The 10236-nt window shown below is 72.0% G+C and carries 10 protein-coding genes; 3 read left to right on the forward strand and 7 right to left on the reverse strand.

Going from position 1 to position 10236, the window contains the following annotated elements; translation table 11 throughout:
• Nucleotides 1-258 precede the first annotated feature (258 nt).
• Both ACFWY9_RS21375 and ACFWY9_RS21380 read right to left on the reverse strand, forming a co-directional pair.
• Nucleotides 259-1464 carry a cytochrome P450 gene (locus ACFWY9_RS21375; RefSeq protein WP_378339705.1) on the reverse strand — a complete coding sequence of 402 codons (1206 nt, stop codon included), beginning with the start codon at nucleotides 1462-1464 and terminating at the stop codon, nucleotides 259-261.
• Between the two features lie 42 nt (nucleotides 1465-1506).
• Nucleotides 1507-1860: an SRPBCC domain-containing protein gene (locus ACFWY9_RS21380; protein WP_378330816.1), complete on the reverse strand. Its 354-nt coding sequence runs from the start codon at nucleotides 1858-1860 to the stop codon at nucleotides 1507-1509.
• 124 nt (nucleotides 1861-1984) lie between these two features.
• Here ACFWY9_RS21380 and ACFWY9_RS21385 point away from each other — a divergent pair, with 124 nt between their 5' ends.
• Nucleotides 1985-2617 (forward strand): uridine kinase, encoded by a 633-nt coding sequence (locus tag ACFWY9_RS21385; protein ID WP_378330792.1) that lies wholly within the window; start codon nucleotides 1985-1987, stop codon nucleotides 2615-2617.
• A gap of 98 nt (nucleotides 2618-2715) precedes the next feature.
• On the opposite strand, the gene ACFWY9_RS21390 is transcribed toward ACFWY9_RS21385, so the two are convergent.
• The 5 genes from ACFWY9_RS21390 to ACFWY9_RS21410 all read right to left on the reverse strand — a co-directional run bounded on the left by ACFWY9_RS21390 (nucleotide 2716) and on the right by ACFWY9_RS21410 (nucleotide 7747).
• Complete coding sequence (locus ACFWY9_RS21390) at nucleotides 2716-3267, reverse strand: dienelactone hydrolase family protein (protein WP_378330791.1); 552 nt, start codon at nucleotides 3265-3267, stop codon at nucleotides 2716-2718.
• Nucleotides 3267-4424: a glycosyltransferase family 4 protein gene (locus ACFWY9_RS21395; RefSeq protein WP_378339707.1), complete on the reverse strand. Its 1158-nt coding sequence runs from the start codon at nucleotides 4422-4424 to the stop codon at nucleotides 3267-3269. Before ACFWY9_RS21395 ends, ACFWY9_RS21390 begins: the two co-directional genes overlap by 1 nt.
• 84 nt (nucleotides 4425-4508) lie before the next feature.
• Entirely contained in the window at nucleotides 4509-5570 is a 1062-nt protein-coding gene (locus ACFWY9_RS21400) for a C40 family peptidase (protein WP_378339709.1), read from the reverse strand.
• Between the two features lie 430 nt (nucleotides 5571-6000).
• Entirely contained in the window at nucleotides 6001-6246 is a 246-nt protein-coding gene (locus tag ACFWY9_RS21405; protein ID WP_378330788.1) for a hypothetical protein, read from the reverse strand.
• Nucleotides 6247-6355: 109 nt separating this feature from the next.
• On the reverse strand, nucleotides 6356-7747 hold the full coding sequence (locus ACFWY9_RS21410) for an NYN domain-containing protein (RefSeq protein WP_378330787.1): 1392 nt from the start codon (nucleotides 7745-7747) through the stop codon (nucleotides 6356-6358).
• 97 nt (nucleotides 7748-7844) lie between these two features.
• Between ACFWY9_RS21410 and ACFWY9_RS21415 the strand changes: the two genes are divergently transcribed.
• Complete coding sequence (locus ACFWY9_RS21415) at nucleotides 7845-9563, forward strand: DEDD exonuclease domain-containing protein (RefSeq protein WP_378339711.1); 1719 nt, start codon at nucleotides 7845-7847, stop codon at nucleotides 9561-9563.
• 59 nt (nucleotides 9564-9622) lie between these two features.
• Nucleotides 9623-9907: an Lrp/AsnC family transcriptional regulator gene (locus ACFWY9_RS21420; protein WP_378330785.1), complete on the forward strand. Its 285-nt coding sequence runs from the start codon at nucleotides 9623-9625 to the stop codon at nucleotides 9905-9907.
• Nucleotides 9908-10236: the final 329 nt, after the last annotated feature.

Raw genomic sequence — 10236 nt, forward strand, 5'->3', positions numbered from 1 at the left:
CATGAGGACAGGAAACCGAAAAACTCCCGAAATGTCCGCTATGTAAAGATCTTTCAGGTTTAATCCCAGTGCCTGAGAGGGCGGGTTTTCGCACGTCAAGGCCGCATCGAACCCGATCGAACTAGCCCTTTCGCAGGAAAACGCGCACGGAGTGACATGGGTCACACACGCTGCGTCGCCACTCGGCCGGGTTGCCCACCTTCGGGTGAACTGTCCCGGCTCGGGCTGCGGCGGCCGCCGCGAGCGAGGACGGGGTAATCAGGCGAGCGACACCGGGAGCGACTCGAGACCGTGCACCAGCATGCTCTCCCGCCAGCGCAGCGTCCCGGGCTCCGCCGCCAGCCGCAGACCGGGAAACCGCTCGAGCAGGCGGCCGATGGCGATCTCGGCCTCGAGCCGGGCCAGCGGCGCGCCCACGCAGTAGTGGATCCCGTGGCCGAACGCGACATGCCCTCCCGCGGCACGGGTGACGTCCAGCTCGGCCGGGTCCTCGAACCGCTCGGCGTCCCGGTTCGCACCGAGCAGCGAGAGCAGCACGAACTCGTCGGCGGGGATGGTGACCCCGTCCAGCTCCACCGGTTCGGTGGTGAATCGCAGCGTCGTCAGGCTGGCCGGGCCGTCGTAGCGCAGGAACTCCTCGATCGCGCCCGGCAGCAGCGCCGGGTCCGACCGCACCAGCGCCAGCTGATCCGGCGCGCGCAGCAACGCGAGGACGCCGTTCGCGATCAGGTTGACCGTCGTCTCGTGCCCGGCCACGAGCAGCAGGAACGCCATGGAAACCAGCTCGGTGCCGTTGAGCCGCTCACCCTCGTCGGTCGCGTGCACGAGGTCCGACAGCAGGTCCTCGGCCGGTTCGGCGCGCTTCCGTTCGATCAGCTCGGCGAGGTATCCGTGCATCTGCTCGGCAGCGGTCTTGATGGCCTCGGGCCGCGCGCTCGACAGCAACGTCTTCGTCCAGCCCGTGAAATCCGCCTGGCACCCGAGGGGTACACCGAGCAGCTCGCAGATGACCGTGATCGGCAACGGCGCGGCGAACGCGGGCAGCAGGTCGACGCTCGGCTGCCCGGCCATCGCGTCGAGGAGCGAGGCGGTGATCTCCTCGATCCGCGGGCGCAGCCGGGCCACCGTGCGGCTGGTGAACGCCTTGTTCACCAGCTTGCGCAGCCGGGTGTGGTCGGGCGGGTCGCTGTTGAGCATGTGGGTCGTCAGCTCCTGGCCGAACGCGCTCACCGCGTCGCCGCCCATCCGCGCCCGGAACAGCTCGTGCGCGCGCCCGGTGTCCTTGCTCAGCCGCGGATCGGCCAGCAGCGCGCGAACGTCGGCGAAACCGGTCACCAGCCAGCACGGCAGCCCGCGTGGCAGCTGGATCCGCTGGGCCGGGCCCGCCTCGCGCAGCCGCGCCATCACCGCGTGCGCGTCCTGGGTGAACTCCTCGCCGATCTCCGTGACGTCCTCGGGCCTCATCCCGCGGCACCCCCAGCCTTCCCGGGCGTGGCGGGGTCTCCCTCAGCGTTCGGCCAGCGCCGCCACCACGCGTTCGGTCACGTCTTTCCAGTATGCCCGCTGCCCGGCCCGCTCCTCCGGGCCCGACAGCCACTCCTGGTGGAAACGGAGCGTGGACTTCTGCCCGGTGCCGCTCACCGTCACCTGCATCGTCGAATCGTGGTCCCAGTCCTTCGGCCGCCAGGTGAGCCGGATCCGGTCGCCCTCGTGGAAACTCCGGATCTCCCCGGTCGTGCCGTTCGCCGTCTCGTACACCGCGCCGCGTTCACGGGGCAGCTCGGCGCCCGGCCCCAGCCAGATCTCCGCCCCCTCCTTGCTGACCAGGAATGCCCACAACCGCTCCGGCGGATACGGCAACGTCCGGGAAACCCCTATCTGCCAACCACTTTCGGCCGTCTTCCCCACTTCAGCGTTCACCGGCCCATCATGACAGCCACCACCGACGAAAACCGTCCCCGGTCCGGGTGCAGGATCTCTACTCGTGCGCTACCGCCCCATTTCCCCGGCCGCGCTGACGGCCGAACTGACCGACCGCATCGAGGCCGTCACCGGCCGCCGCCGGATCGCGGTCGCGATCGACGGCGCCGACGGTGCGACGGAAACCACAGCACTCGCGAACGCGCTGGTCGATCCGCTACGCCTGCGAGGGCGGCCGATCGTGCGGATTTCCGCGCGCGATTTCCTGCGCCCGGCGTCCCTGCGGTTCGAACACGGCAGGCACGACCCCGACGCCCGCTACACCGACTGGCTCGACGTGAACGCCCTGCGCCGCGAAGTCCTCGACCCGCTCGCCGACGGCGGCCGCGGCGCGGTGCTCCCCGCGCTGTGGGACGCCGAACGCGACCGTGCCACGCGGCGGGACAGGGTGCCGGTGCCCGAAGACGGCGTCGTGCTCATCGACGGCGAACTGCTGCTCGGCGCCGGACTCACCTTCGACCTCGCCGTGCACTTGTGGCTCTCCCCCGCCGCCCTGCGCCGCCGCGTCCCGGCCGACGACGCCTGGGCGCTGCCCGCTTACGCACGCTACGAACAGGAGGTCGATCCCAGCGCCCTCGCGGACGTCGTGGTGCGCGTCGACGACCCGCGGCACCCGGCGATCTACGAGCCCACGTGATCGCCATGGTCGTGCCGATGACGGCCGACGTCGCGAACGCTCCGTTGCCGACGATGAACGTCCCGAACGACTCGTTCGCGACATATCCCCGGGACCGGTCAGCCGAGGCGCGCGAGGAACTCCAGCACCCGCTGCCAGGTGAGTTCCGCCGCGGTGGTGTCGCCCGGGAGGCTCTCCTGGGTGTCCGGATCGGTGTAGAGGTGCGAAGCGCCGGGATACCGCCACGTCTCGACGTCCGGCTTGCCCGCCCACGCCGCGTACCGGTCCGCCTCGACCCATTCGTCGGGGTCCGCCGCGTGCAGCGCGGCCGGCACGCCCGGCACGTACTCCGGCGCGTGGTGCAGCATGACGAGCGCGCTCGCGTCCCCACGGGTCCTCGCGAGGTTCGCGGAAAGGCTCGCGCCCAGTGACAGCCCGGCGTGGACGAGCCCGCCCGCAAGGCCGTCGACGACGGCCGCGGCGCGCCTGAGCAGCTCAGGGTATCCGATGCCCCGGTTGATCGCCATTCCGTCGACGACGTTGTCCGCGCTCTTCCCCGCGTAGAGATCCGGGACGTGCACGACGTGCCCGGCAGCGCGCAGCCGTTCGGCACCCGCGAACACCGCCGGGCGCAGGCCGAGCGCGGAGTGGAAGAGAACGATCTCGGCCATCAGCGCACGGCCGCCACGGGTTCGCCGTCGAGCAGGCCGGACAGCCGCCCGGCCATGGTGTCCCAGCGCCAGTTCTCGGCGACCCATTCCCGGCCCGCGACACCCATCCGCCGCGCCCGCACCGGATCGGCGAGCAACGCCGCCAGCGTCTCGAGCAACTGGCCGCCGTCGCGGCCATCGACGACGTGGCCGGTGACCTCGTCCAGTACGGCCTCCGGCGCGCCACCGGAGCTGCCCGCGACCACGGGCAACCCGGTCGCCGAGGCCTCCAGGTAGACGATCCCGAGCCCCTCGACGTCCAATCCCTTGCCCCGTGTACGCGCGGGCATCGCGAAGACGTCCCCGGCGTTGTAGTGCGCTGGCAGTTCCGCCCACGGCACCGAGCCGGTGAACACGACGTCGTCCGCGACACCGAGGGCCTCGGCCGCCTGCGTGAGGCGTTTGCGGTACGGGCCGCCGCCGACGAGCAGCAGCGCCGCGCCGGGAATCCGCTTGCGCAGCTCCGGAAGCAGGCACACGAGCATGTCCTGTCCCTTGCGCGGTACCAGCCGGGACACGCAGACCACCGTCGGCCGGTCACCGAGGCCGTACCGCGCGCGGATCTCCTCGCGCGCGGCCGGGTCCGGTTTGTACAGCGAAGTGTCCACTCCGGACGGAAGGAGTTCGAGGCCGGCCATCGGGCCGAACGCGGCGGCGAACCGGCGGCGGGTGTACTTGCTGACGTAGGTGACGACGTCGACGGTGTCCCCGATGCGCCGCAGCGCCTGCCGCGACCCCGGCAGCATCGACCAGCCGACCTCGTGGCCGTGCGTGGAAGCCAGCACCCGCCGCGCACCGGCCCGCCGCAACGGATGCCCCAGCAGCGCGAGCGGCGCGGCGGCGCCGAACCAGACCGCCTCGCACTCGCGGGCGCGCATGATCTGCTTGGCGCGCCGCAGCACGTCGGGGGTGGGCAGCATCAGCGACGTCGGATGCCGGACCACCTCGAACGGCGCCTCGGCGTCGAACTCGGTGTGCGAGTCCGTGCTCGACTCCCACGACGGCGCGTAGACGACCAGGTCGTCCGCGGGCAGCCGGGTGGCCAGCGAGTTGAGGTAGTTCTGGATCCCGCCAGGGCGCGGCGGGAAGTCGTTCGTCACGAGCAGGGTCCTCAGCACACCGTGCAGGTTACTGATCGCCGGCAACGAAAGCGGGGCGGCACCGCGTGTGCGGTACCGCCCCGTTCCCGGGTCTTGCTCGGCTCAGCTGCTGGGGCGCGTGGCGCCCGCGTACTGGCTCTGCAGCGGCGAGATCTTGACGACGTCGCCGGTGTCCGGCGCGTGCACCATCTTGCCGTCACCGATGTACATGCCGATGTGCGTGATCGGCGAGTAGAAGCCGACGAGGTCGCCCGGCTGCAGCTGGTCCCGCGAAACCGGGGTGCCGCCGGAGGCGATCTGCGCGTCGGCCGTACGCGGCAGCTTGACGCCCGCCTGCTTGTAGGCCCACAGCATCAGCCCGGAGCAGTCGAACGTGCTCGGGCCGGTGTCACCGTAGACGTACGGGCTGCCCAGCTTGCTCAGCGCCGCGTCCACCGCGGCCTGCGCCGCGGGCCCGGGTGCCTTGACGTTGGGCCTGCTGCCGCCGGTGTCCTTCTGCGCGGCCTTGTCGGAGGAGCTGAGCAGGCCTGCCTGCGTCTTCAGCTCCGCGACCTGCGCGTCGAGGGACTTCTTCTTCGCCTCGATGTCGCTGGTGAGCTTCGCCGCGGCGTCGCGGGCGTCCTGCGCGCGCTTCTGCGCGTCGGCCGCCTTCGCGGTCGACGCGGCGGCTTCCTTGACGGCACCGCTGAGGTTGCCGAGCGCCACGTTCTTGTCCGCGGAGAGCACGTCCAGCGCAGAGGAGCGCTCGAGGAAGTCCTGGGTGCTGCCACCGGCCAGCAGCGCGGACAGCTTGTTCAGCTGCACACCGCTGGTGAAGGAGGCACCGGCGAACTTGTCCACCTCGGTGCGGAACTTCTTCTCGTTCTCGGCGGCCTTGGCACCGGCGTCCTTCGCGGCGTCGGTGTCGGAGGCGGCCTTGTCGAGGTCGCCCTGCTTGGCCTTGAGATCGTCCTGGGCCTTGAGCAGTTCCTGGTTCATCTTCTCGGCCTGCGCCGAGAGGTCGCGGTACTTGGCCAGCGCGTCCGAGGAATTGCCGGGCGGGACCTGGGGGGCGGGGGACGGGGCGGCGGAGGAGGCCGCCGGCTGGGCAAGGGTGACGACGGTGATCACCGCTACCGCGGCCATGGCACCTGACACCACCCGCTTGACTGGATGCGACTGCACGGTCGCGCGGGTCTCCTTTGCTCTCGGCCGCCTACCGGCCCGGGACTGGCACACCTGCCGAAGAGGTCGGGGGCCCTCTTCGCCACTTCGTCCCGGCCGCGTACCTGGCCGTGCTCTTCCGCAACAGGTGAGGCACGCGGGTGGTTCCGGTCCCAGCTCCCCGACAAAGCTGTTCCGGCGGCGATCCCGTGTCGCCGTCCCAATGACGACTGCTGGCCACGAGATCTCGGACAGGTTACGAAACGACCGGGTGCCCGTCCACCAAGCCCCCGTTAAAAACTCTGCGTGACGCGGCTAAACACCATCGGACCAGCGAGGGAGAAATACTGTGACAGGCGCCACACGCTGGACCTTTATCGAGTGCCGTTTCGGCTACCGACCGTTTACCGAGCGAATCGACCTTTCACCGCGTAGCCACGAATCGGGCGAGTCAAGCGGATTGTCGCCCTCCGTCCGGTACCAGCCGGAGTTTCGGCACCATTCCGGCCTCGGCGAGCGCGTCGACCGCGCGACGCTCCTCGGCGTCCCACACGACCGCGGGCGGCGCGCCGAGCAGCACGCTGACCACGCAGTCCGAGCAGGCGTCGCCGCGGACCGCGCACCGGTCGCAGTCGACGATCAGGGTGTCGATCTCGGCCAGGTCCACGTCGACCGGGCGGTGGCGGGTGTCGTCCATGTCGGGCTCCTCACAGTTTCCGTACCGTCGAAAGCACGGTAGGAGTCACCACCGACAGTTTTCGCGCGCTCACGACGAGCAGGCCGCGCGGGTGTAAGCCCGTCGCGCCTCAGACCCGGCTCAACCTGCTGACCAGCACCGCCGACGGCGCCGGATGCGCACCGCCGCCGCGGACCGAGTCCGCGACCGCCCGGTCCGAGGTCACCACCACCATCGGCCGTCCGGCGGGCTCGGCCGCGACCAGCGACCTGATGACGTCGTCGGCGAGCACACCGCGTTCGGAGAACAGCACCCGGACACCGCGCGGCACCGCGGCCGGGACGGAGAGCACCCCCGCGCCGTCGAAGACGACCGTGACCTCGGCGCCGGTCCGCGCGGCGAGCGCCGAAAGCTGGTGGATCAGCCGGTCCCGCTGGTCGGCGAGCGCCAGCTCGGGGTAGCCGGTCTTGGTGACGTTGTAACCGTCGACGATGAGGTGCACGTTCGGCAGCGCCAGGTACCGGTCGAGCGCCGAGACGTCCTGGATCCGCCCGCCCTGGCCGAGCCCGGAGCGGGTCCCGCGGATCATGTCCGCCGGGCGCGCGCCGCGGGCGCCCAGCGCCAGCTCGCGGCGCAACCCGGTGACCGCGCCGTCGATGGTGTCGATGAGCAGGCCGAGGCGCACCTCGTCGGCCTCACGGGCTTCCCTGGCCGACTGCCGCGCGATCTCCGCGTCGGCGACCGCGCGCTCGGCACGGGCCCGCTCGTTCGCCACCCGCTGCCGTTCCCGTTCCAGCTGGCCGTTCAGCGCGGCGATCTCCTCGTCGCGGGCGGAGGCGCCGGACTCGGCCTCGGCACGCGCGGCCACCGCCGCGTCTTTGGCCTGCCTCAGCTGGACGCCCTGCTCACGCAGCCGCTTCAGCAGCTTTTCGACCTCGGCTTCCCGTTCGCCACGGGCGTTCTCGGCGATTTCCCGCGCCTTCTCCAGCTCCACCCGCAGCTGCGCGAGTTCGGCCTCCAGTCGCTGGTTGCGGGCCAGCGCGGCGTCCCGTTCGGCCCGCAGCGCCGTCTCCTCGGCGTTCTTGGCCACCAGCCGGACCCGGCCCGCCGCGCTGGCCTCGCCGAGCAGCACCGCCGCGGCGGCCGCGGCGACGGAATCGGGGGCGTTCGGGTCGAGCACGTCCGTGCGGTGCTCCCGCAGCCATTCGATGACCGCGGTGCGGAACTGGGAGGACTCACCCAGCGCGGTGAGCAGCGCCGCCCCGCCGAGCTTCGCGCGCTTGGCCGGGGCGAACTTCGCGACCGGGCGCAGCTGCCTCGGCACGTCCGCGGCCGGGAGTTTCGCCACCGCGGCGGCGGCCAGCTCGGCGATCCGGTCACGCACCGGCTCGGGCAGCGCGCTCCAGGTCGCCTGCTCGGGCCGGGCACACTCCGCTTCGGGACCGGCGTCCGGGCGCGGAACGACACCCGAGGGGCCGGCGGCGTCCTCGGGCAGTTCCGGGTCGGCCGGCTGCGGGTGCATTGCACCAGGGTAGGCCCCGGACCGGGAATCCGCGTCGCGTGGGACGGCTTGCGCGCGCGCCGGGAATGTCGGTGGCCGGTTCTACTGTGCGGGGATCATGGACGCACGTGGACGCACCGGCCAGGCTCAGCTGGCCTTCGACGAGCTCGGCACTCCCTTGCGGGACACCACTTTCGTCGTGTTCGACCTGGAGACCACCGGCACGAAACCCGGGCCGGACGGCATCACCGAGATCGGCGCGGTCAAGGTCCGCGGCGGGCAGGTGCTCGGCGAGTTCGCGACGCTGGTCGACCCCGGTACGCCGATCCCGCCGCAGATCGTCTCGCTGACCGGCATCACGCAGGCGATGCTGTACGACGCGCCGCGGATCGAGCGGGTGCTGCCCGCTTTCCTCGAGTTCATCGGCGGCAGCGTCCTGGTCGCGCACAACTCCGGCTTCGACGTGTCGTTCATGCGCGCGGCCTGTGAGGGACACGGTTACGTCTGGCCGAAACCGACGGTCGTGTGCACGGTCCGGCTGGCCCGCCGGGTCATCCCGCGCGAGGAGGCGCGCAGCTACCGCCTCTCCTCGCTGGCCATGCTGCTCGGCTCGCGCACCCGGCCGACGCACCGCGCGCTCGACGACGCCCGCGCCACCGTCGACGTCCTGCACGCGCTGCTGGAACGGGTGGGGAACCTCGGCGTGCACACGCTCGAGGAGCTCGTCGACTACCTGCCCGAAGTCACCGTGGCGCAGCGCCGGAAACGGCACCTCGCCCACGACCTGCCGTCCCGGCCGGGCGTGTACCTGTTCCGCGGGCCCGGCGACGAGGTCCTCTACGTCGGCACGGCCAAGGACCTGCGCCGCCGCGTCCGGCAGTACTTCACCGGTTCGGAGAGCCGCGGCCGGATCCGCGAGATGGTCGGGCTCGCCGAGCGGGTGGACGCCGTCGAATGCGCGCACGCGCTCGAGGCCGAGATCCGCGAACTGCGGCTCATCGCCGCGCACCGGCCGATGTACAACCGCCGGTCCAAGAACCCGCACCACGCCTGGTGGATCGGGCTGACCGAGGAGGCGTTCCCCCGGCTGTCGGTGGTCCGGCTGCCCCGCCCCGGCGTGCTCGGCCCGTTCCGCAGCCAGACCGACGCCCGCACCGCCGCCGACACCCTCGCCGGCGCGTCCGGCCTGCGGACCTGCACCCAGCGCATCTCCCCGACGTCGGCCTCGGGAACACCGTGCGTGCTCGCCGAACTGGGCCGCTGCGGCGCACCGTGCGCCGGACGGCAGACCGTCGAGGCCTACTCCCCCGCCGTCGACGCCGTCACGGAACTGATCGCCGGGCACGGCGCCGGGCCACTGCGCAGCGCCGCCGCCCAGCTCGACCGGCTCGCCGAGGGGCAGCACTTCGAACAGGCGGCCCGGCACCGCGACGACCTCGCCGACCTCGTCCGCGCCGTCGGCAGGGCCCACCGGCAGGCCGCGCTCGCCGCGATCACCGAACTCGTCGCGGCCGCGCCGGACGGCGCGGGCGGCTGGGAGTTCGCGATCATCCGCCACGGCAGGCTCGCCTCGGCGGGCGTCGCCCGGCGCGGCGTCCCGCCCATGCCGATCGTCGAACACCTGGTGGCCGCCGCCGAGACCGTGCTGCCGGGTCCCGGCCCGCTCCACGGCGCCGCCCCGGAGGAGGTCGGCGTCCTGCTCCGCTGGCTGGCCCGCCCCGGCGTCCGGCTGGTGCGGACGAGCAGGCCATGGGCCGAACCCGCCGCCGTGGCGGGCTGGACGGGCTGGCTCGACCTCGCCTCCGGCGCGCGGTCACTGGAACGGGTCGCGGGCTGAGCCCCGCCGACCCGGCTAGGATCGCGCGAAGCAGCAACCCGAACTTGGGAGGACAACCGGTGATCACCGCCATCGTGCTGATCCAGGTCGAAGCGGACGCGATCCCGTCCGCCGCACAGGCGATCGCGGATCTCGACGGCGTCGGCGAGGTCTACTCGTGCGCCGGGGACGTCGACCTCATCGCCACCGTCCGGGTCGCCGCCCACGAGGATCTCGCCGACCTCATCCCCGGCCGCATCGGCAAGGTGCCCGGCGTCCTCGACACCGTCACCCACATCGCCTTCCGCTCCTACTCTGCCGCCGACACCGAATCCGCGTTCGAGATCGGCGTCGAAGGCGCCTGAATCGCTTCGCTCCCGGGTTCTCGGTTCCCCGCGTCCCGAACGTCGCGTTCAAGACGCCTGACGATGCTGCTCGGCAACGCTGGCGAGGGGGTGCCGAGGGACGCCTTCGGTGCGTTGACTGCACCGAGGGACGCCCTCGTCGCACCCAACGCGACCAGGGCGTCCCTCGGCATCCGGCCTCTCCGAACAGCCACCGGCATCGCCGAACGTCGCGAACGCTCCGTTCGCCACATGCCGAAGAAAGCCGTTAAGGCCACCGTGGGGGGGGCGGTGGCCCCGCCGGGTGGGCGGGGGGGTATAAACCACACAGAGCCCACCACACCAATCTG

The sequence above is a fragment of the Amycolatopsis sp. NPDC059027 genome, assembly GCF_042739735.1.
In the GTDB taxonomy this organism is placed as follows: Bacteria; Actinomycetota; Actinomycetes; order Mycobacteriales; family Pseudonocardiaceae; genus Amycolatopsis.

Coding starts and splice junctions, on each gene's coding strand:
- ACFWY9_RS21375 (WP_378339705.1), bottom strand. CDS start 1,464: ATGAGGCCCGAGGACGTCACGGAGATCGGCGAGGAGTTCACCCAGGAC.
- ACFWY9_RS21390 (WP_378330791.1), bottom strand. CDS start 3,267: ATGGCCGAGATCGTTCTCTTCCACTCCGCGCTCGGCCTGCGCCCGGCG.
- ACFWY9_RS21405 (WP_378330788.1), bottom strand. CDS start 6,246: ATGGACGACACCCGCCACCGCCCGGTCGACGTGGACCTGGCCGAGATC.
- ACFWY9_RS21410 (WP_378330787.1), bottom strand. CDS start 7,747: ATGCACCCGCAGCCGGCCGACCCGGAACTGCCCGAGGACGCCGCCGGC.
- ACFWY9_RS21415 (WP_378339711.1), top strand. CDS start 7,845: ATGGACGCACGTGGACGCACCGGCCAGGCTCAGCTGGCCTTCGACGAG.